The 20346-nt window shown below is 72.5% G+C and carries 19 protein-coding genes; 11 read left to right on the top strand and 8 right to left on the bottom strand.

What is annotated here, in order from left to right; translation table 11 throughout:
• Positions 1-95: 95 nt before the first annotated feature.
• Both ACIG36_RS04490 and ACIG36_RS04495 read right to left on the bottom strand, forming a co-directional pair.
• On the bottom strand, positions 96-584 hold the full coding sequence (locus tag ACIG36_RS04490; RefSeq protein WP_399921689.1) for a PaaI family thioesterase: 489 nt from the start codon (positions 582-584) through the stop codon (positions 96-98).
• A gap of 67 nt (positions 585-651) precedes the next feature.
• Complete coding sequence (locus tag ACIG36_RS04495; RefSeq protein WP_399921692.1) at positions 652-2976, bottom strand: FdhF/YdeP family oxidoreductase; 2325 nt, start codon at positions 2974-2976, stop codon at positions 652-654.
• Positions 2977-3189: 213 nt separating this feature from the next.
• Here ACIG36_RS04495 and polA point away from each other — a divergent pair, with 213 nt between their 5' ends.
• The 4 genes from polA to ACIG36_RS04515 all read left to right on the top strand — a co-directional run bounded on the left by polA (position 3190) and on the right by ACIG36_RS04515 (position 7378).
• On the top strand, positions 3190-5847 hold the full coding sequence (gene polA, locus ACIG36_RS04500) for a DNA polymerase I (RefSeq protein ID WP_399922205.1): 2658 nt from the start codon (positions 3190-3192) through the stop codon (positions 5845-5847).
• 168 nt (positions 5848-6015) lie between these two features.
• On the top strand, positions 6016-6150 hold the full coding sequence (locus ACIG36_RS04505; protein ID WP_399921694.1) for an SPW_0924 family protein: 135 nt from the start codon (positions 6016-6018) through the stop codon (positions 6148-6150).
• 16 nt (positions 6151-6166) lie between these two features.
• Positions 6167-7159 (top strand): DUF3068 domain-containing protein, encoded by a 993-nt coding sequence (locus ACIG36_RS04510; RefSeq protein WP_399921697.1) that lies wholly within the window; start codon positions 6167-6169, stop codon positions 7157-7159.
• 27 nt (positions 7160-7186) lie between these two features.
• Positions 7187-7378 carry a hypothetical protein gene (locus ACIG36_RS04515; RefSeq protein ID WP_399921700.1) on the top strand — a complete coding sequence of 64 codons (192 nt, stop codon included), beginning with the start codon at positions 7187-7189 and terminating at the stop codon, positions 7376-7378.
• Between the two features lie 64 nt (positions 7379-7442).
• Here the strand turns inward: ACIG36_RS04515 and hrpB are convergent, their stop codons facing one another.
• Both hrpB and ACIG36_RS04525 read right to left on the bottom strand, forming a co-directional pair.
• Complete coding sequence (hrpB, locus tag ACIG36_RS04520; RefSeq protein ID WP_399921703.1) at positions 7443-9995, bottom strand: ATP-dependent helicase HrpB; 2553 nt, start codon at positions 9993-9995, stop codon at positions 7443-7445.
• A gap of 64 nt (positions 9996-10059) precedes the next feature.
• Positions 10060-10863, bottom strand: coding sequence for a class I SAM-dependent methyltransferase (locus tag ACIG36_RS04525; RefSeq protein ID WP_399921706.1), 804 nt, complete (start codon positions 10861-10863; stop codon positions 10060-10062).
• Positions 10864-11304: 441 nt separating this feature from the next.
• Between ACIG36_RS04525 and rpsA the strand changes: the two genes are divergently transcribed.
• From rpsA to ACIG36_RS04560, 7 genes are all read left to right on the top strand, one after another.
• Positions 11305-12810, top strand: coding sequence for a 30S ribosomal protein S1 (rpsA, locus tag ACIG36_RS04530; RefSeq protein WP_399921709.1), 1506 nt, complete (start codon positions 11305-11307; stop codon positions 12808-12810).
• 171 nt (positions 12811-12981) lie between these two features.
• A complete protein-coding gene (locus ACIG36_RS04535; RefSeq protein WP_399921712.1) occupies positions 12982-13926 on the top strand; it encodes a PAC2 family protein in 945 nt (314 codons plus the stop codon).
• A 25-nt stretch (positions 13927-13951) separates the two neighbouring features.
• Complete coding sequence (gene coaE, locus ACIG36_RS04540) at positions 13952-14563, top strand: dephospho-CoA kinase (RefSeq protein WP_399921715.1); 612 nt, start codon at positions 13952-13954, stop codon at positions 14561-14563.
• A 202-nt stretch (positions 14564-14765) separates the two neighbouring features.
• A complete protein-coding gene (locus tag ACIG36_RS04545) occupies positions 14766-15347 on the top strand; it encodes a hypothetical protein (RefSeq protein ID WP_399921717.1) in 582 nt (193 codons plus the stop codon).
• A gap of 62 nt (positions 15348-15409) precedes the next feature.
• A complete protein-coding gene (locus ACIG36_RS04550) occupies positions 15410-15724 on the top strand; it encodes a hypothetical protein (RefSeq protein ID WP_399921720.1) in 315 nt (104 codons plus the stop codon).
• A gap of 7 nt (positions 15725-15731) precedes the next feature.
• Positions 15732-16499, top strand: coding sequence for a WXG100 family type VII secretion target (locus ACIG36_RS04555; protein ID WP_399921723.1), 768 nt, complete (start codon positions 15732-15734; stop codon positions 16497-16499).
• Positions 16496-16798, top strand: coding sequence for a hypothetical protein (locus ACIG36_RS04560; protein WP_399921726.1), 303 nt, complete (start codon positions 16496-16498; stop codon positions 16796-16798). Before ACIG36_RS04555 ends, ACIG36_RS04560 begins: the two co-directional genes overlap by 4 nt.
• Positions 16799-16803: 5 nt before the next feature.
• Here ACIG36_RS04560 and ACIG36_RS04565 read toward each other — a convergent pair whose 3' ends face one another.
• From ACIG36_RS04565 to ACIG36_RS04580, 4 genes are all read right to left on the bottom strand, one after another.
• On the bottom strand, positions 16804-17064 hold the full coding sequence (locus ACIG36_RS04565) for a DUF6343 family protein (protein ID WP_399921729.1): 261 nt from the start codon (positions 17062-17064) through the stop codon (positions 16804-16806).
• A gap of 57 nt (positions 17065-17121) precedes the next feature.
• Positions 17122-18552: a WGR domain-containing protein gene (locus tag ACIG36_RS04570; protein WP_399921732.1), complete on the bottom strand. Its 1431-nt coding sequence runs from the start codon at positions 18550-18552 to the stop codon at positions 17122-17124.
• Positions 18553-18631: 79 nt separating this feature from the next.
• Positions 18632-19225, bottom strand: a complete 594-nt coding sequence (locus ACIG36_RS04575) for a methylated-DNA--[protein]-cysteine S-methyltransferase (protein WP_399921735.1) — start codon at positions 19223-19225, stop codon at positions 18632-18634.
• A 43-nt stretch (positions 19226-19268) separates the two neighbouring features.
• The gene (locus tag ACIG36_RS04580) at positions 19269-20240 is read right to left on the bottom strand and encodes a glycerophosphodiester phosphodiesterase (RefSeq protein WP_399921738.1); all 972 of its coding nucleotides are present in this window, start codon (positions 20238-20240) and stop codon (positions 19269-19271) included.
• Positions 20241-20346 lie beyond the last annotated feature (106 nt).

Genomic DNA, 20346 nt, shown 5'->3' on the forward strand with positions numbered 1-20346 from the left:
GCTGTGGGTGGGGAGGGTCCGGCGTCGGCCCGGAAGCGCGCCGGCGCCGGCCGCGGGTGGTGCGGCCGGCGCCGGGGGTGGTGCTGTGGCGTGGGTCAGGCGGCGTTGTTCTCGGGACTGCCGGGGTTGTCGGGGTTGTCGCGCAGCAGGCAGGTGAGGCGGGCGGAGCAGACGCGCTTGTCCTGTTCGTCGGTGATGACGATCTCGTACGTGGCGGTGGTGCGGCCGCGGTGGACGGGGGTGGCGGTGCCGGTGACCAGGCCGGAGCGGACGCCGCGGTGGTGGGTGCAGTTGAGGTCGACGCCGACGGCGATGCGGCCGGGACCGCCGTGGAGCATGGCTCCGACGGAGCCGAGGGTTTCGGCGAGGACGGCGGAGGCGCCGCCGTGCAGGAGGCCGTAGGGCTGGGTGTTGCCCTCGACGGGCATGGTGCCGACGACGCGTTCGGGGGAGGCCTCGACGACGTGGACGCTCATGCGTTCGCCGAGGTGTCCGGCGGAGAACAGGGTGGTGAGGTCGAGGCCGCTGCCGGCCCACTGGTCGAGGATCTCCTGGGGGAAGGTGGTCCTGCTCTGCTCGCCCATGTGTCGTGGCTCCGCTCGTCGTCGGTCGTTGTGGTGTGAACGTCTTTTCAGTTCAACGGTGTTCTCGTCAACCGTCGGCCTGCTGCTCCGCTTGGTCCTGCGGCTGCGGGGCGGGGTGGGCGGCGGCTTCGAGCCTGATGACGACGGACTTGCTGGCGGGGGTGTTGCTGGTGTCGGCGGTGTGGTCGAGGGGGATCAGGACGTTGGTCTCGGGGTAGTAGGCGGCGGCGCAGCCGCGGGCGGTGGGGTAGTGGACGACGCGGAAGCCGGGGGCGCGGCGTTCGGTGCCGTCGGTCCATTCGCTGACGAGGTCGGCGTAGGAGCCGTCGGGGAGGTGGTGGGTGCGGGCGTCGTCGGGGTGGACGAGGACGACGCGGCGGCCGTTCTTGATGCCGCGGTAGCGGTCGTCGAGGCCGTAGATGGTGGTGTTGTACTGGTCGTGCGAGCGCAGGGTCTGCAGGAGCAGGCGGCCTTCGGGTGCGTGGGGGTATTCGACGTCGGCGGCGGTGAAGTTGGCTTTGCCGGTGGTGGTGGGGAAGGTGCGGCTGTCGCGGGGGCCGTGGGGGAGGGTGAATCCGCCGGGGCGGGCGACGCGGGCGTTGAAGTTGTCGAAGCCGGGGATGACGCGGGCGATGCGGTCGCGCACGCGCGCGTAGTCGGCTTCGAATTCTTCCCAGGGTGTGGTGCTGTCGGTGCCGAGGACGCGGCGGGCGAGGCGGCAGATGATGGCGGGCTCGGAGAGCAGGTGGGGGCTTGCGGGCTTCAGGCGGCCGCGGGAGGCGTGGACCATGCCCATGGAGTCCTCGACGGTGACGAATTGGTCGCCGGTGGCCTGGTGGTCGCGTTCGGTGCGGCCGAGGGTGGGGAGGATCATGGCGCGGGCGCCGGTGATCACGTGTGAGCGGTTGAGCTTGGTGGAGACGTGGACGGTCAGGCGTGCGCGGCGGATGGCGGCTTCGGTGACGTGGGTGTCGGGGGTGGCGGCGACGAAGTTGCCGCCCATGGCGAAGAAGACCTTGGCCTGGCCGTCGCGCAGGGCGCGGATGGCGCGGACGACGTCGAGGCCGTGTTCGCGGGGTGGTGCGAAGCCGAATTCCTTCTGCAGGGCGTCGAGGAAGGCGGTGGAGGGGCGTTCGAAGATGCCCATGGTGCGGTCGCCCTGGACATTGCTGTGGCCGCGGACGGGGCAGACGCCGGCGCCGGGTCGGCCGATGTTGCCGCGCAGCAGGAGGAAGTTGACGACTTCGCGGATGGTGGGGACGGCGTGTTTGTGCTGGGTGAGGCCCATGGCCCAGCACACGACGGTGCGCCGGGAGTCGAGGACCATGCGCAGTGCCTTTTCGATCTCGGCGCGTTGCAGGCCGGTGGCGCGCAGGGTCTCGTCCCAGTCGGCGGCGCGGGCGGCGCGGGCGAAGTCCTCGAAGCCGTGGGTGTGCTCGTTGATGAAGGCGGTGTCGACGGCGCCTTCGGTCTCGAGGATCAGTTTGTTGAGGAGGCGGAAGAGGGCCTGGTCGCCGCCGAGGCGGATCTGGAGGAAGAGGTCGGTCAGGCGGGTGCCGCAGCCGGCGAGGCCGCGGGCGTTCTGCGGGTTGTTGAAGCGTTCGAGGCCGGCTTCGGGCAGCGGATTGACCGTGATGATCTTCGCGCCGTTGTTCTTGGCTTTTTCCAGGGCGCTGAGCATGCGGGGGTGGTTGGTGCCGGGGTTCTGTCCGGCGACGATGATCAGGTCGGCCTGGTGGAGGTCTTCCAGGTGGACGCTGCCCTTGCCGATGCCGATGGTCTCGGTGAGTGCGGAGCCGGAGGACTCGTGGCACATGTTGGAGCAGTCGGGCAGGTTGTTGGTGCCGAATTCGCGGGCGAGGAGCTGGTAGAGGAAGGCTGCTTCGTTGCTGGTGCGCCCGGAGGTGTAGAAGACGGCTTCGTCGGGGCCGGCGAGGGCGTGGAGTTCTTCGGCGATGATGTCGAAGGCGCGGTCCCAGGTGACGGGTTCGTAGTGGTCGGCGCCCTCGGCGAGGTACATGGGGTGGGTGAGGCGGCCCTGCTGGCCGAGCCAGTAGCCGCTGCGTGCGGCGAGGGCGGTGACGGGGTGGGTGGCGAAGAAGGCGGGGGTGACGCGGCGCAGGGTGGCTTCCTCGGCGACGGCCTTGGCGCCGTTCTCGCAGAATTCGGCGGTGTGGCGCTTGTCGGGTTCGGGCCAGGCGCAGCCGGGGCAGTCGAAGCCGTCCTTCTGGTTGACCTTGAGGAGGGTGAGGGCGGTGCGTCGTACGCCCATCTGTTCGTTGGCCACGCGCAGTGAGTGGGCGATGGCGGGGAGCCCGGCGGCGGCGTGCTGCGGGGCGGTGACGTCGGGTGCGTCCTGTACGGGATCGCCGGTGGGCGGCTTGCCTGCCATCTCGCTCCCCCTTGAGCGGGTCGGTGGTGCGCGGGTCGTGTGCGTACGGTGCCGATCCTGTCACGGGGGCCTGCCGGGGTGGGGGCGAGGGCGGTGTGGCCGGGATTGTCAGTGGGCCGTGGCAGGATCGGGGGCGTGGCAGCAAAGGCATCGAAGACGAACGAAGCGACCGGCACCGAGGCAGCGGGGGGAGGCCGCCCCCGTCTGCTGTTGATGGACGGGCACTCGATGGCGTACCGGGCGTTCTTCGCGCTGCCCGCGGAGAACTTCACGACCTCCTCCGGCCAGACGACGAACGCGGTGTACGGCTTCGCGTCGATGCTGGCCAATACGCTGCGTGACGAGCAGCCCACGCACTTCGCGGTGGCGTTCGACGTCTCGCGCAAGACGTGGCGCTCGGAGGAGTTCCCCGAGTACAAGGCGACGCGTTCGAAGACGCCGGACGACTTCAAGGGTCAGGTGGCGCTGATCGGTGAGCTGCTGGACGCGATGAGTGTGCGGCGGTTCGCGGTCGACGGTTTCGAGGCCGACGATGTGATCGCGACGCTGGCGACGGAGGCGGAGGCGGAGGGCTTCGAGGTCTCGATCGTCACCGGTGACCGGGATTCCTTCCAGTTGATCACCGATGCGGTGACGGTGCTGTATCCGACGAAGGGCGTCTCGGAGCTGACGCGTTTCACGCCGGAGAAGGTGGTGGAGAAGTACGGCCTGTCTCCCCGGCAGTACCCGGACTTCGCGGCGCTGCGCGGTGACCCGTCGGACAACCTGCCGGGCATTCCGGGTGTGGGGGAGAAGACGGCCGCGAAGTGGATCAACCAGTTCGGTTCGTTCGCGGAGCTGGTGGAGCGCGTGGAGGAGGTCAAGGGCAAGGCCGGGCAGAACCTGCGCGAGCACCTGGAGGCGGTCAAGCTCAACCGCCGGCTGACGGAGATGGTGCGGGATGTGAAGCTGTCCACGCATCCGGACGACCTGGAGCGCCAGGCGTACGACCGGCTGGCGCTGGTGTCGTTCCTGGAGCGGCTGGAGATCCGTAACCAGGGTCTGCGGGACCGGCTGCTGGCGGCCGATCCGGGCGGGGAGTCGTCCGAGGAGGCGGCGCCGGAGGCGGGTGCCGAGGTGGACGGTGCGGTGCTGGGCACGGGTGAGCTGGCGCCGTGGCTGGCGGAGCACGGTGCGGGCCCGCTGGGTGTGGCGATCACCGACACCTGGGCGCAGGGCGCGGGCCGGGTCGCGGAGATCGCGCTGGCGACGGGCGGGGGCCCGGCGGCCTGGTTCGATCCGGCGGAGCTGGACGAGGCCGATGAGCGGGCGTTCGCCGCGTGGGTGGCCGATCGGGCGCGGCCGAAGGTGATGCACGACGCGAAGGCCGCGATGCGGGTGTTCGCCGATCACGGCTGGCCGGTCGAGGGCGTGACGATGGACACGGCGCTGGCCGCCTATCTGGTCAAGCCGGGCCGCCGCTCGTTCGCCCTGGACACGCTGTCGGTGGAGTACCTGGGCCGGGAGCTGGCCACGGCGGCCGCCGGTGACGGGCAGCTGGCCTTCGGCGCGGACGAGCAGGCCGAGGCGGACGCGCTGATGGGCCGGGCCCGTACGGTGCTGGACCTGGGCGAGGCGTTCGCCGGCCGGGTGCGGGAGGTGGGCGCGGCGGATCTGCTGACCGACGTGGAGCTGCCGACCAGTGCGGTGCTCTCCGATCTGGAGCGTTCGGGTATCGCGGCGGACCGCGGCTGGCTCGAGCGGATGGAGCAGCAGTTCGCGGCAGCCGTGCAGCAGGCGGTGCAGGAGGCGCACGCGGCGGCGGGCCGTGAGTTCAACCTGGGCTCGCCCAAGCAGTTGCAGGAGGTCCTCTTCGGTGAGCTGGGTCTGCCGAAGACGAAGAAGACGAAGACCGGTTACACCACCGACGCCGATGCCCTGGCGTGGCTGGCCGCTCAGACGGAGAACGAGCTGCCGGTGATCATGCTGCGGCACCGTGAGCAGTCCAAGCTGCGTTCCACGGTCGAGGGCCTGATCAAGGCCATTGCTCCCGACGGGCGGATCCACACCACCTTCAACCAGACGGTGGCGGCCACGGGCCGGCTGTCCTCCACGGACCCCAACCTGCAGAACATCCCCGTGCGCACGGACGAGGGCCGGGCGATCCGGCGCGGCTTCGTGGTCGGCGAGGGCTTCGAGTCCCTGATGACCGCCGACTACAGCCAGATCGAGCTGCGGGTGATGGCGCACCTGTCCGAGGACGAGGGCCTGATCGAGGCGTTCGCCTCCGGCGAGGACCTGCACACCACGGTCGCCTCGCAGGTGTTCGGCGTCGCCAAGAGCGAGGTCGACCCCGAGATGCGCCGCAAGATCAAGGCGATGTCGTACGGCCTGGCCTACGGTCTGTCGGCGTTCGGCCTCTCGCAGCAGCTGAACATCATGCCTGATGAGGCGCGGCGCCTGATGGACACGTTCTTCGAGCGGTTCGGCGGGGTGCGCGACTATCTGCAGCGTGTGGTGGAGGAGGCCCGTGCCACGGGCTACACCGAGACGATGCTGGGCCGCCGCCGCTATCTGCCGGACCTCAACAGCGACAACCGCCAGCGCCGTGAGATGGCCGAGCGGATGGCGCTGAACGCCCCGATCCAGGGCACGGCCGCCGACATCGTCAAGATCGCGATGCTGCGGGTGGCGGAGGGCCTGGAGAGCGAGCGGCTGTCCTCCCGGATGCTGCTGCAGGTGCACGACGAAATCGTGCTCGAGATCGCTCCGGGGGAGCGCGAGCGCGTGGAGGAGCTGGTGCGCCGGGAGATGGCCAAGGCCGTCGAGCTGCGGGCGCCGCTGGACGTCTCGGTGGGCGTGGGCGCCGACTGGGAGTCCGCCGCGCACTGATCCATCGCGCGGTGATCCGCCGCGTGCCGCATCCCGCCACGGCCCTTCCTCTCGCCGCTCGTGCCCGAGAGGGAGGGCCGTCGTGGTTCTCATCCGCGGCGGGCGTTGCTACCGTGCCCCACTCCTGACGCCTCGTCAGGCCAAGGGATCCCGCCCGGGAGGCTTCGCATGCGCGCACTGGCCGCCGCGGCCGTCGGACTCGCCGCGGCCCTCGCCCTCGTCCTGGCCGTCACCGCCATCGGCCCGCCCGGCGGCGAGACCTCACCGAGGCCCCTGCTGACCTCCGCGCCCGCCGGCCCCTGAGCGGGGCGCCGCCGTCGTGCGCCGCAGAGCGAGCCTGGTCCTGCTGGCCCTCGCCGTCTTCTGCGCGGCCCTGTCACCGCTGCTGCGCTGGTACGCCTTCCCCCGGCTGGCCAAGGTCCCCGCCCACCGCTACCAGGCGGTCGTCCTCGAGGCGAAGGACGCCACCCTCATCGACTACGCCACCCTCGAGCCCCGGCGCGTCCCCCGCCTGACCATGATCCAGACCCTCAAGGGCAACGTGGAACAGGCCCGCGAGGTCAAGAAGACCACCGGCCGCGACGTCGTCGTCTGGGACACCCTCACCTACGCCGCCGGACCCGACGGGCGGATGGTCACCCGCATCCCCGAGCGCTACGTCTTCGACGCCCACAGCCAGCAGCCCGTCCACGCGGCCGGCGAACACGTCGACGGCACCCCGGTGCGCCGCGACGGCATCGAGTACAAGTGGCCCTTCCTCGTCGAGAAGCGCGACTACCGCTACTTCGACATGACCACCCGCACCTCCGCCCCCATCCACTACAAGGGCACCCGCACCTTCCACGGCCTCGGCGTCTACTACTTCGAGCAGACGATCCCCTGGACCAAGGTGCCCCTGCCCCGGCAGCTGCCGCTCGGCATCACCCCCGACACCGTGCGGCAGCTCGGCCTGGAGCGCTGGTACACCACCCGGCGCATGTTCTGGGTCGACCCCGTCACCGGCGCCCCCGTCAACGGCGAGGAGATCCACCACGAGGAGATGCGCTGGACCGGCAAACCGGAGAAGAAGCCGATCACCGCCTTCGCCGGGCGTGTGAGGATGCGGGCCGACCACGTCGCCGACACCGTCGCGCTCGTCAAGTCGCAGCGGCAGCTCGTCCTCCTGCTGACCTCCTACCTCCCCTGGGGCCTGCTCCTCCTCGGCTGCGCCCTGCTGGCCGTGGCGCTCGTCCTCGAGGCACGAGATCGTCGTGCGCCCGCCACGGACGTGGCACACGATGGAGGGAAACCCGGACGGCCGACCCCCGGATGAGGGGGCGCCGAGCAGAGGAGGCCCGCCGTGAAGGAGAGTCCCGAGGACCGATCCACCACGTCCCGGCCGAGCCGGCTGTACACCGGCGGCGAACGGCCCTTCGACCCCGAGGACCTGGTCATGGCCTCGGGCCATGACGTGACGCCCGAACGGGTCGAGCAAGCCAAGCGCCTCATGGAGGAGAAGGGGGCCGCGGCGATCGAGCGCTACCTCCCCTGACACCGCACCGGGCCCCGGACGCCCCCAGGGCGCCTGCGACGGGCCCGTACCCCGGCAGCCGGCTCTACGGGCGGCGGCGCGCGTTGGTGCGGCGCGTCGCCGTGGCCGTCGAAGGATCCTCCGGCCAGGGATGACGGGGATAACGGCCGCGCAGCTCCGCCCGCACCGACCGGTAGGCGTCCTGCCAGAACGAGGCCAGGTCCGCGGTGACGGCCGCCGGGCGGCCCGCCGGGGACAGCAGGTGGACGAGCACGGGCACCCGCCCGTCCGCCACGCGCGGCGTCTGCCCCAGCCCGAACATCTCCTGCAGCTTCACCGCCAGCACCGGCCGCTCACCGCCGTAGTCCACCCGGATCCGCGAGCCGCTGGGCACCTCGATGCGCTCCGGCGCCAGCTCCTCCAGCCGCGCCGCCTCGCCGCCCGCCCACGGCAGCAGCCGCTGCAGGGCCGCGCCCGCGTCCACCCGCTCCAGGTCCGCGCGGCGCCGCGCCCGGTCCAGCTCCACGCCCAGCCACTCCTGCGTACGCTCCAGCAGCGCGGCCTCCGACACGTCCGGCCAGGGCCCGCCCAGCTCACGGTGGAGGAAGGCCAGCCGCTGCCGCAGCCCCGTCGCCTCCGCGCTCCAGCGCAGCAGCCCCGTCCCCTCGGCGCGCAGGCCCTCCAGCAGCGCCGACCGCACCAGCGCCGGGTCGGGCGCGACCAGCGGCCGCGAGGCGAGCTCCACGGCACCCAGCCGCACCACGCTGCGGGCCACCACCTCACGCCGCTCCGCCGACCAGTGCACCTCCTCGCCCTCGGCGAACAGCGCACCGGCCGCCGCCCTGGCCGTCTCCTCGTCGATCACCGCGCCCAGCCGCACCCGCGCCGAAGCGGACGCCACGGGCCGGTCGGCGACCGCCACCGCCAGCCAGGGCGCGCTGCGCAGCCGCGACCCGTCACCCAGGTCGGCACCCGTCCCCGACACCATCAGGTACGCGCCCTCGCCGCGCGCCCGCGCCACCCGCTCGGGGAACGCCAGGGCGGCGACCAGGCCGGCCGCCGCGTCATCGGTGAGGCGCTCCGCCCCGGCGGCCGGCGCGTCCGCGACGCCACGCACGGCGCCCTCCAGCCGGCGCGCCTCCGCCCGCCAACGCGCGCCGTACCCGTCGTTCCCCCGGCGCGCGGCGCGCCAGGCGGCGGCCAGGTCGTCGCCGTACTCCCGGGGCGGCTCCTCGCTCAGCAGCGCCACGATCTCCGCCGCACGGCGCGCGCCGACCTCGTGTGCGCCGTCCAGCAGGGCGCGCGCGAGCCGAGGATGCACCCCCAGCCGGGCCATGCGCCGCCCCCGGTCCGTGGGGCGGCCGTCGGCGTCGACGGCGCCCGTGGCCGTCAGTACGGCGCGTGCGGCGGCCAGCGCGCCGACCGGCGGCGGGTCCAGCAGCGCCAGCCCGGAGGCGAGGGGGTCACCCCAGCAGGCGGCCTGCAGGGCGAACGCCGTCAGGTCCGCCACCGTGATCTCCGCGGCCGGGAAGGCCGGCAGCCGCGCCTCGTCGGCCTCCGCCCAGCACCGGTAGACCGTCCCCGGCGCCTCACGCCCCGCCCGGCCCGCACGCTGGCGGGCCGACGCGCGCGACGCCCGTACGGTCGTCAGCGCGCTCAGGCCCCGGGCGTGGTCCGTGCGCGGCTCCCGCGCCAGGCCCGCGTCCACCACCACCCGGACCCCCGGCACGGTCAGGCTCGACTCGGCCACCGCCGTCGCCAGCACCACCCGCCGCGTCCCCGAGCCGCCCGCCAGCACCGCGTCCTGCACGGCGGCCGGCGCCCGGCCGTGCACCTGCAGCACCTCCGCGCCCGAGAGGTCCGTCCCCGCCAGCAGGCCCGCGACACGCCCGATCTCGCCGACGCCGGGCAGGAAGCACAGCACGTCGCCCTCCCGCTCGCCCAGCGCCCGCCGCACCACGGCCGCGACGTGCTCCAGCAGGGCGGGATCCACCCGCATCCCGTGCGGCGGCCGCACCGGTCGCCGCGGCGGCGCCCACACCGTCTCCACCGGGTGCGAGATTCCCGGCGCCTCGATCACGGGAGCGTCGCCGAGCAGCCGGGCCCAGCCCTCGGCGTCGGTCGTGGCCGACGCCGCGACCAGGCGCAGCTCCGGGCGCAGGGCGGCTCGTACGTCCAGCAGGAACGCGGCGGCGGTGTCGGCGTCCAGGTGCCGCTCGTGGCACTCGTCGAGCACCACGACGTCCACCCCGGACAGCTCGGGGTCGCGCTGCAGGCGCTGCAGCAGCACGCCGGTGGTGACGACCTCGACGACGGTGTCCGGCCCGGCACGGCGCTCGCCGCGCACGGTGAAGCCCACCCGGCCGCCGGTCTCCTCGCCCAGCAGCCACGCCATGCGGCGGGCGGCGGCGCGCGCGGCGATACGGCGCGGTTCGGCGACGGCGACGTGGCGCGGCGGACCGGCGGCGTCCCGGCCGTCGGCCGCCACCAGGCCGGCCAGGATCAGGGGCACCAGCGTGGTCTTGCCCGTGCCGGGCGGGGCGCACAGGACGGCCGCGCCGTGGTCGTCGAGGGCCTGCTCCAGGGCGGGCAGGGCGGTGCGTACGGGCAGTCGGCGGAGGGCGTCGGCGCGGGTCACCGCTCCAGTCTCGCCGAGGCCGGGCGCCACGCCGCCCCCGGCCGGGCTGCGGACGGGCTTCCGGCTAGTCGCGCTCGCAGACGAAGATCGCGGTGCCGGGGATGAGGTGGCCGCGCAAGGGGGACCAGCCGCCCCACTCCTGCTGGTTCCAGGCGGGCCACTCCGGCTCGACCAGGTCCACCAGCCGGAAGCCGCCCGCCACCACGTCGCGCACCCGGTCGCCGATCGTGCGGTGGTGTTCGACGTAGACGGCCCGGCCCCTCTCGTCCTGCTCCACGTAGGGGGTGCGGTCGAAGTAGGAGGCCGCGACGGACAGGCCCTCGGGGCCCGGCTCGTCGGGGAAGGCCCAGCGGATGGGGTGGGTGACCGAGAAGACCCAGCGGCCGCCCGGCCGCAGCACCCTGCGCACCTCGCGCATCACGCGCACCGGGTCGGCCACGAAGGGGATCGCCCCGTAGGCCGAGCAGGCCATGTCGAAGGAGCCGTCCGCGAAGGGCAGCGCCGAGGCGTCCGCCTCGACCAGCGGGAAGCCGTCGCCGATGCGCAGGGCGTGCTGCAGCTGCCGGTGGGAGAGGTCGAGGGCGACGGGGCGGGCGCCCTGGGCGGCCAGCCAGCGCGAGCACTGGGCCGCGCCGGCGCCGATCTCCAGGACGTCCAGGCCCGCGAGGGCGCTCGCCGGGCCCAGCAGGCCGGCCTCCGCCTCGTCCAGGCCCTCCGGGCCCCAGACGAAGCGGTCGTCGCCGAGGAACCCGCCGTGCTCGCTCTGGTACTCGTCGGCGTTGCGGTCCCACCAGCCGCGGCTGGCCCGGCTGCTCTCCGCCTCGCCGCTGTCACGGCGGGTGGCTTCCGGTTCGTACTCTTGGATCATCTCGACGGTCGCGCCCTCGGCCTCGGCGGTGCAGGCGCGGTACGGCGGTGCCGCGCTGCCTGGAGTTCAGTGGTTGATCTTCGCAGGTTCCCGCACGGGCATGACGGCGGGGCGTCGCGGGGCGCTCGTGGCCTCGCACAACCTGAGTTGTGCCGGTTTTGGGAGGATTCGTCCCGGGTGTGCGCCTTCGCGCATTGACCGTGTCCGGCTGCCCCCGTATGCTACAAGTTGCGCTGCGGGCCTGCGCGCCTCAGACGGAGCAGGTCGCGCTCGCACTTGTTGTATGTCCCCTCGGTTGTCGAGGCGCTCTCGGTTTCCCCGGGCTTTCGGGCCCATCACGGAGAGTGCGCCTCCAAGGCTGTCCGGCTTCGGCGGTGCGATACGGGCTCTCGGCGTAGCAGTACCTACGACTTCAATGTCCGTACCGGAGCCCTTTCCCACATGACGAGCAGCACCGAGACCACCGCCACCACCCCGCAGGTTGCGGTCAACGACATCGGTAACGAGGAAGCCTTCCTCGCCGCGATCGACGAGACGATCAAGTACTTCAACGACGGCGACATCGTCGACGGCGTCATCGTGAAGGTCGACCGGGACGAGGTCCTGCTCGACATCGGTTACAAGACCGAGGGTGTCATCCCCTCCCGCGAGCTCTCGATCAAGCACGACGTCGACCCGAACGAGGTCGTCAAGGTCGGCGACGAGATCGAGGCCCTGGTTCTCCAGAAGGAGGACAAGGAAGGCCGCCTGATCCTCTCGAAGAAGCGCGCCCAGTACGAGCGTGCCTGGGGCACCATCGAGAAGATCAAGGAAGAGGACGGCATCGTCACCGGTACCGTCATCGAGGTCGTCAAGGGTGGTCTCATCCTCGACATCGGCCTCCGTGGCTTCCTGCCGGCCTCCCTGGTCGAGATGCGTCGTGTCCGCGACCTCCAGCCCTACGTGGGCAAGGAGCTCGAGGCCAAGATCATCGAGCTGGACAAGAACCGCAACAACGTGGTCCTGTCCCGCCGCGCCTGGCTGGAGCAGACCCAGAGCGAGGTCCGCCAGACCTTCCTCACCACCCTCCAGAAGGGTCAGGTGCGCTCCGGCGTCGTCTCCTCCATCGTCAACTTCGGTGCCTTCGTGGACCTGGGCGGCGTCGACGGTCTCGTCCACGTCTCCGAGCTGTCCTGGAAGCACATCGACCACCCGTCCGAGGTCGTCGAGGTCGGCCAGGAGGTCACGGTCGAGGTCCTGGACGTCGACATGGACCGCGAGCGCGTCTCCCTGTCGCTCAAGGCCACCCAGGAAGACCCGTGGCAGCAGTTCGCCCGGACCCACCAGATCGGTCAGGTCGTCCCGGGTAAGGTCACCAAGCTCGTTCCCTTCGGTGCGTTCGTGCGCGTCGACGAGGGCATCGAGGGCCTGGTCCACATCTCCGAGCTGGCCGAGCGCCACGTGGAGATCCCGGAGCAGGTCGTCCAGGTCAACGACGAGATCTTCGTCAAGGTCATCGACATCGACCTCGAGCGCCGTCGCATCAGCCTCTCGCTGAAGCAGGCCAACGAGTCCTTCGGTGCCGACCCGTCCGTGGTCGAGTTCGACCCGACCCTGTACGGCATGGCCGCGTCCTACGACGACCAGGGCAACTACATCTACCCCGAGGGCTTCGACCCCGAGGCCAACGACTGGCTGCCGGGTTACGAGAAGCAGCGCGAGGAGTGGGAGCGCCAGTACGCCGAGGCGCAGCAGCGCTTCGAGCAGCACCAGGCGCAGGTCATCAAGTCCCGCGAGGCCGACGAGCAGGCCGCTGCCGAGGGTGCTGCCGCCCCGGCCGCCGGTGGCAACGCCGGTGCCGCGTCCGGTGGCTCGTACTCCTCGGAGTCCGCGGACACCTCCGGCGCCCTGGCGTCGGACGAGGCCCTCGCCGCCCTGCGCGAGAAGCTCGCCGGCGGCCAGAGCTGAGGCTCTGACCGGCAGCAGCTGACGGCTGACTGATGTAAGGCCCGCTCTCCTGGAGAGCGGGCCTTACTCATGCCCTGGATCCATGTCGGCCGCCTGGGAATGGACCGCCCGGGAATGGGCCGGGCCTCCAAGAACGTTCCCCCGTACGGAACATGAGGAGGAACGGTCACCGTGTTGGATCCGCAGGGATTGTACGAATGGGAGCCCAAGGGGCTCGCCGTGGCCGACCTGGCCCTGGCTCAGGACACCGCTGGTCTGGTCATGCTCTACCACTTCGACGGCTACATCGACGCCGGTGAGACGGGCGACCTGATCGTCAAAAGGCTGCTCGACAGCCTGCCGCACCAGGTCGTCGCCCGCTTCGATCACGACAGGCTCATCGACTACCGGGCCCGCCGGCCGCTGCTGACGTTCCAGCGCGACCACTGGAGCTCCTACGAGACGCCGGCGATCGAACTGCGCATAGCGCAGGACGCCACCGGCGCCCCCTTCCTCCTGCTCACCGGCCCCGAGCCGGACGTGGAGTGGGAGCGGTTCGCGGCCGCCGTGCGCCAGATGGTCGAGCGGCTGGGCGTGCGGCTGTCCGTCACCTTCCACGGCATCCCCATGGGCGTCCCCCACACCCGCCCCGTCGGCATCACCCCGCACGGCAACCGCACCGACCTCATGCCCGGCCACCGCGGCTACTTCGACGAGGCCCAGGTGCCCGGCAGCGCCGAGTCCCTGATCGAGTACCGGCTGGCCGAGGCCGGGCACGACGTCCTCGGCGTCGCCGCCCACGTCCCGCACTACGTCGCCCGCTCGCCCTACCCCGACGCCGCCCTCACCGCCCTGGAGGCGGTCACCGCCGCGACGGGCCTGGTCCTGCCCAACGCCGCGCACTCCCTGCGCAACGCCGCCCTGCGCACGCAGGAGGAGATCGAGCGGCAGATCGCCGAGGGCGACGAGGAACTGGTCTCGCTCGTCAGGGGACTTGAGCACCAGTACGACGCCGTGGCGGGCGCCGAGACCCGCGGCAACCTCGTCGCCGAGCCCGTCGACCTGCCCTCCGCCGACGAACTGGGCGCCGAATTCGAGCGCTTCCTCGCCGACAGGGAGGGCGACGGCGGCCGCTGACCGCCCGCCCTATAGCGTGGGTCCCATGCTGAAGGTGGGACTCACGGGCGGAATCGGCGCGGGCAAGAGCGAGGTCTCGCGGCTCCTGGCGTCGTACGGAGCGGTCCTCGTCGACTCCGACAGGATCGCGCGGGAAGTGGTCGAGCCGGGCACCCCCGGACTCGCGGCGGTCGTCGCCGAGTTCGGGCCCGGCATCCTCACCGAGCAGGGGACGCTCGACCGGCCCAAGCTGGGCGCCGTCGTCTTCACCGACCCCGCACGGCTGGCCGCCCTCAACGCCATCGTGCACCCCCTCGTCCGCGCCCGCGCCGCCGAACTCGAGGCGGCGGCGGGCGCCGCGGCGGTCGTCGTCCACGACGTCCCCCTCCTCGCAGAGAACGGTCTCGCCCCGCTCTACGACCTCGTCGTGGTCGTCGACGCCGCCACCGAGACCCGCCTGGACCGCCTGGTGCGCCTGCGCGGCATGACTCCCGACGAGGCCCGCGCCCGCATGGCGGCGCAGGCCACGCGCGAGGAGCGGCTGGCGGTCGCCGACATCGTCATCGACAACGACGGGCCGCTCGAGACGCTCCAGCCGCGGGTCCGCGCCGTGTGGGAGGACCTGCGGCGGCGGGCGGAACAGGGCTCCGGCGCCTGAACCGTTCGCCCTATCGGGTGAGGCCCGTCCCGCCTTCCGGACGGGCACGGGCCGCGCACCGGCGGCCCCCTACCGGCCTCCCGGGGCACCCGGGGCACGCCGGAGGCCGTTCCGTGCCCGTCGTGTCGCTCCTGCGCGCCCGCCGATGTGAGTAGCGTTGCGCCCCCGACAGCGTCGGTGAGCTGGTGTGAGGAGTGCACTCATGGCCATGCCGGAACTGCTCGGCGCGAGCCCGCTCGCGCCACCGCCCGGCCGCAGGTACAAGGCGCGCATCGGCGGGTTCTGCGTGGTCCTCGCCGGACTGGCCCTGATGGAGGTCTCGGTCACGCACGCCGTCAAGGCCGCCGGCTACGTCGCGGACAAGGGCACGGTGACGGTCGCCCACTGCCGGCTCCACCGGGGGCACAGCAGCGGCAGCGAGGAGAGCGTGTGCGACGGCGTCTACCGCCCGGCCGACGGCGGCGCCGTGCGCGACGACGCCCGGCTGGACGGCTGGTACGTGCCCGGCGAGCAGGTGGACGTCTACCGCGAGGCCTCCGCGTACTTCCTGGTCAGCCTGCGGGCCTTCTGGGGCTGGCTGATCCTCTTCTTCCTCGGCATGCTCTGCGCCGCGCACGGCATGGTGACGATCGTCGTCGGATTCCCCCGCAGGACCATCGCCCAGTTCACCGTCGCCCGCCAGATGATCGCCCAGTCGATCGTTGCGGAGCCGGTGAAATGGCTGCGGCGCGTGGGCGGCGCGGGCGCGCTGCTGTGCTTCCTGCTGGCGTGCGTCTCGCCCTAGCCGTCACTGTTCGATCCCTGGGAAGAGAAGCCGGCTCTACGGAAAAAAGGGGGGGCGTCGTCATGGCACTCGAGGTGGACACCGGTCAGCTGGAGCAGTTCTCCCGGCAGGTCGGCAGGGGCGCGGAGGACGCGGGGGAGATGCTGGAGTACGCCCGGCGCCGCACCCGGCTCACCCTCTGGCAGACCGGTCTGATGGCCGACGTGATCGGGCAGCACACAGCCGTACGCGGCGACGTGCTGCGCGCCCTGGAGCGGCTCACCGGAATTCTGCGGAACTCCTCTGCGGAGTTACGTGCCTCCGCGTCCTATTACCGGCACACGGACAGGGCCGTCGCCGCCGAATTCGACGCGGCCCGGCCGCGGGTGAGGCGCTGAGCGGCACATGGACTTCGCCGACGTCGCGGATCCCGCGTCGCATCTCGTACCGCCGGTGAAACCGGCGGAGTTCATCGATCCCATGGACCCCATCAACGCCGTGGGCGATGTGCTCGGCCCGGGAACGTGGCTGATGAAACTGGCCGAACTGATGCTGCCGAGGAACCCCGTGGAATTCGCGCAGAACGTGTTCGCCGGGGACTGGGAGGCCTACGCGGAGTGCGCCGAGGCCTGGCGGAACCTGGGGCGCTCCTGCGAGGCCCTGGCCCGCAACCTCGAGGCCGGCAACGGCCGCATCGACGCCACCTGGCACGGGAACGCCGCCGACGCGGCGTTCCGCTACTTCGACACCCTGCGTCGCGACCTCGAGGAATTCCGCGATTCCCTGGACGCGATGAGCGGCGAGTACCTGGCGATCGCCCAGTCGGTCTCCGTCAGCGCCGAGGCCGTCGGCCAGTGCATCGGCGCGATGATCGACGCGGCGGTCACCGCCGTCATCGCGGCCGCCGCCTCCACCGCCGCCGGGTGGACCGGCTGGGCCGCCGCGATGGGGTACGCGCTGGGCGCCGCGGAGGCCCAGATCATCCTCAAGCAATGGGCGCGCATGACCGACCTCGTCAACGCCGCCCAGGTGAGCGTGAACACCGGCTACGCCTCCATCGAGCGCGTCGGCGGCGAGATCACCGCCCGGCTCAACGCCTTCCCCCTGCCCCGCACGAGCTACGACCACCCCGCCGTTCGAGCCGGCAGCGACACCATGGGAGCGACACCGTGAGCGAGAAGGAAGTCCGCTACCAGGAGTTCCTGGCCCCCGGCCGCGACGAGACGCAGGCGCGGGTCGTCCACCAGGCCCTGCGGCACCTGGCCGGCGGCTCCGCCGGGGGCGTCCTGGGGGAGATGGCCCGCGAGGTCCTGTCCGGGCGGCTTGGCCTCGACCAGGCCGTACGGGTCGGGGCGTACGCCGACGCGCTGGGCGAGTGCGCCGGCCCGCTGCGCGAACGCTGGGAGCGGGGCGGGAGCGGGGGCGACGGGGACGCCGGGCCGGGCGGCGGCACGCCGCCCGGCGTCAGGTAGCGGGCTCAGGGCTCGTCCGGCGGCTCGTAGGGCGGCACGTCGCGGCCCGGCTGGTAGTGCGGGCCCTGGCGGATGTGCCGCACGACCACGACGAGGTCGACGACGGTCACCACCAGGAGCACTCCGCAGGCCACAGCCCATCCCGTGCGCCCCGCGACCGTGAACGCCGCCGTGCCGGCCGCGGCGCACACGAACCCGAACGCGGCGAGCGTGCAGCGCAGCCGCAGGGGGCTGCGCGCGGTGATCGGTTCGTTGCCCGTACGCATGGCGCACCATCTCCCGCTACCAGCATCCCTCGGCGCCCGCGAGGCCGCCGCCGCGGCTCACAGCAGGCGCTGGATCTCGCCGCGGACCCGGTAGAAGCCGGACGCGGCCGGGGCGAGCCCCTCGACGACGTAGCGGGCGCCGACCTGCCGTATGTGGCGGGGGAACTGGACGTTCCAGGAGCGGTCGTAGCCGTCGGAGACGACGTGGACGCGGAGCCGGCCGCCCTCCTGGACACATTCGACGACGATGCCGGAGGCGGGCGGCGCGGAGACCGTGGCGACCGTGGTGGCGGGGGCGTAGGTGGGCAGCGCGGCGGCCGACTTGATGTCCAGCGGCACGGGGACGCTGCCGGTCTGCGCGGCGGCGATGGCGCTCTCCGAGGCGTCGACGCAGACCAGGGAGCCGTCGGTGGTGACCATGTAGAGCTTGTCGTCCAGGTACTGCATGGACAGGGCCGAGCCGCCGCCCGTGCCGAGCTTCCACAGCCGGGTGCCGTCCGCGGCGAAGCAGTACACGGACGAGGAGGAGTCGCCCGCGAAGACGTAGCGGCCGCCCGGGGCGGTGGCGCAGGAGTAGACCGCGGAGTCGCACCGGTAGTCGGCCTCGACGGCGCCGGTGGCCTTGGACAGGCGCTGGACGACGCTGCGGTTGGTGCCTGCGTACACCGCATGCGCCTCCTGCCAGCCGAAGAGCACGGACCCCGTGGTGCGCGTGTGCCACAGCTCGGCGCCGCCGTCCTGCGCGTAGGCGGTCACGCCGCCGCTGTGCCCGTGGTAGACGGCGCGCTCGTCGCGGCGCACCATCCACGCGCCCGTGCCGTTGCTGCGGCGCGACCACTGGTACTCGTCCTCGTGGTCGATGACGGTCAGTCCGCCGTTGCGGTCGGCGACGTTCAGGACGCCCTCGTGGATGTCGAGCCAGAAGATGTCGACGTCGGAGGCGATCTCGTAGGCGGCGAACGGCAGCTTGGCGGAGAGGTCGTACACCGTGCCGTCGTCGCAGCCGGCGTAGATCCAGAAGTCGTCCGCCACCAGGCACTTGACGCCGTCCGGCAGCTGGTAGCGGGCCAGGACCTCGCCGTCGTGGCCGAGCGTGTAGACGTCACCGGCCTGGTTGCCCACCCAGCAGCGGTCCTCCCCGATGTGGATGCCGAACGCGGCGGAGCCGGTGCGGAAGCGCCACAGGACCGGGGCGACCGCCCGTGCCGTCGACGGGGCGGAGGTGACCTGGCGGCGCGTCACCGGCCGGGCCGCGCGGCCGCCCCGCACTGCGGGCGCGTACCCCTTGCGCACCTTCTCGCCGATCTTCTTCGCCGCCGCGGCCTGTGCCTTCGCGGCGGTCGGGAAGACCGAGCTCTGCAACTGGCCCGCCGCGCCGATCCGCCCGTAGCGCACCTCGACCGTGGTGCCGTCGACCGTCACCTCGTAGAACTTGTGCGCCCCGCCGCCGTCCTGGGACAGCTCCAGGTACGTGGTGTTCCCCGCCATGGCAAAGCCCTTCTCCCGGCCGGCCACGACGGCCGGTCATCGACTGACGGGAACGTTAGGGCGTGCCACTGACAATCGGTCACGGGAGGCGGGCGGCCGTCTGGAACAACGGCTCCGGAAGGACTCCTTCGAGGGTCAGCAGGATCCGCTTGGACTCCAGGCCCGGACCGAAGCCGCCCAGGCCGCCGTCGCTGGCTATGACGCGGTGACAGGGCACGACGACCGGCAGCGGATTGCTGCCCATCGCCACGCCAACGGCCCGTGCGGCGCCGCTCTCGCCCGTGCGGTCGGCCAGGTCCTGGTAGGCGACCACGGTGCCGTAGGGGACGTGGGCGAGGAGTTCGCGCAGGACACGGCGGTTGAAGCCGGAGGTCAGCGACCAGTCCAGCGGGAGGGAGAAGGCCCGCAGCCGGCCCGCGAAGTAGGCCCGGAGCTGGTCCACCGCCTCGGCCAGCAGGTCGTGGCAGGCGGAGGGCGGTGCGCCGGGGGCGGAGCCCAGGTGGCGGGAGAGCCGGGCGACGGCCTCGGCGGACGTCCGCTCGCCGGCGTGGAAGACCACACTGATCAGGCCGGTTCGCGTCGCCGCCAGCCCCAGCGGGCCGACGGGCGTGTCCGTGGTCGTCCAGGCCCAGGCCACGGGCCCGTCCGGCAGGGGGCGCTCGGAGTCCGTCACGGCATCCAGCCTAGAGCGTCCCCCCGCCGGGCTCACCGGCGGTTCACAGCGAGCTGTTCAGGACCGCCTCCGCACCGGCGACGTAGGGCAGTCCCTCCAGGAACGACGGGTCCTCCGCGTCCTCGGCCAGCGCCTCCGCGATGACGTCCGGCGCGTTGGTGATGATGCCGTCCACGCCCATGCGGGCGAGCCGCACCGCCTCGTCGGCGTCGTCCACGGTCCACGCCGAGATCTCCAGCTGCCTGGCGTGCGGGCCCTTGAGCGCGTGCACCGCGCGCACCCACGCGGGCGTGACGTTCTTGTGGCCCGGGTTGATCTGGTCGGCGAACGCCGCGTACGAGCGCAGGTCCGCCGCCTTCGGGGCGCCCAGGAAGCCCTTCTTGATGTCGGGGCGCAGCCGGTGCAGCGTCTTCAGCGACTGGGCGCTGAAGCTCTGCACGACCAGCTTCCCTCTGACGTGTGAACGCTCGAGCCAGCCGGTGCGGCGCAGTTCGGCCACCAGCTGCCGCTCGATGCCGGGGTAGAGCTCCGGCGCCTTCACCTCCAGCAGCAGCTTCTGCCGGTTGTGGTCCACCCGCCGCAGGTAGCGCTCCAGCGTAGGCACCCGCTCGCCCTTGAAGCGCCGGTCGTACCAGCTGCCGGCGTCCAGCTTGCGGATCTCGGCGAGCGTGAAGTCCGAGACCTTCCACGGGGCGCGCCGGGGATGGCGCTGCTCCACGTCGGTCGTCCGGGCCAGGGTGGTGTCGTGCATGACGACCAGGACGCCGTCCTTGGTGCGCTGGACGTCGTTCTCCACCCACACGGTCCCCAGCCGGGCCGCCCGGTCGATGGACGCCAGAGTGTTCTCCGGCGCCTGCGACGGCACCCCGCGGTGGCCGATGACCACGGGCGGGGCCGGGCGGGCGGTGGCGTTCGCGGGGGCGGCGACGAGGCCCACTGTGGAGAGGGAGGCGAGCGTCGTCAGGGACAGACCGAGAAGTGCGCTGGTGACGGTGGAGACGGGGCGGATGCGCATGGCGGCTCCTCGCGGCGTCCGGGCCGGGGCCGTGCGGCGACCCGGCCGTCGTGTACGGAAAGTCGTACCCGGTGCACGGAAAGTCGTACACGAAACACCTACGCGA

The organism is Streptomyces sp. NPDC053048, from assembly GCF_044547045.1.
GTDB lineage: Bacteria > Actinomycetota > Actinomycetes > Streptomycetales > Streptomycetaceae > Streptomyces.

Excerpts from the sequence above, each read along its gene's own strand:
- ACIG36_RS04490 (WP_399921689.1), bottom strand. The coding sequence starts at position 584 with ATGGGCGAGCAGAGCAGGACCACCTTCCCCCAGGAGATCCTCGACCAG.
- ACIG36_RS04495 (WP_399921692.1), bottom strand. The coding sequence starts at position 2,976 with ATGGCAGGCAAGCCGCCCACCGGCGATCCCGTACAGGACGCACCCGAC.
- polA (WP_399922205.1), top strand. The coding sequence starts at position 3,190 with ATGGACGGGCACTCGATGGCGTACCGGGCGTTCTTCGCGCTGCCCGCG.
- ACIG36_RS04505 (WP_399921694.1), top strand. The coding sequence starts at position 6,016 with ATGCGCGCACTGGCCGCCGCGGCCGTCGGACTCGCCGCGGCCCTCGCC.
- ACIG36_RS04525 (WP_399921706.1), bottom strand. The coding sequence starts at position 10,863 with ATGATCCAAGAGTACGAACCGGAAGCCACCCGCCGTGACAGCGGCGAG.
- rpsA (WP_399921709.1), top strand. The coding sequence starts at position 11,305 with ATGACGAGCAGCACCGAGACCACCGCCACCACCCCGCAGGTTGCGGTC.
- coaE (WP_399921715.1), top strand. The coding sequence starts at position 13,952 with ATGCTGAAGGTGGGACTCACGGGCGGAATCGGCGCGGGCAAGAGCGAG.
- ACIG36_RS04545 (WP_399921717.1), top strand. The coding sequence starts at position 14,766 with ATGGCCATGCCGGAACTGCTCGGCGCGAGCCCGCTCGCGCCACCGCCC.
- ACIG36_RS04550 (WP_399921720.1), top strand. The coding sequence starts at position 15,410 with ATGGCACTCGAGGTGGACACCGGTCAGCTGGAGCAGTTCTCCCGGCAG.
- ACIG36_RS04555 (WP_399921723.1), top strand. The coding sequence starts at position 15,732 with ATGGACTTCGCCGACGTCGCGGATCCCGCGTCGCATCTCGTACCGCCG.
- ACIG36_RS04565 (WP_399921729.1), bottom strand. The coding sequence starts at position 17,064 with ATGCGTACGGGCAACGAACCGATCACCGCGCGCAGCCCCCTGCGGCTG.
- ACIG36_RS04570 (WP_399921732.1), bottom strand. The coding sequence starts at position 18,552 with ATGGCGGGGAACACCACGTACCTGGAGCTGTCCCAGGACGGCGGCGGG.
- ACIG36_RS04580 (WP_399921738.1), bottom strand. The coding sequence starts at position 20,240 with ATGCGCATCCGCCCCGTCTCCACCGTCACCAGCGCACTTCTCGGTCTG.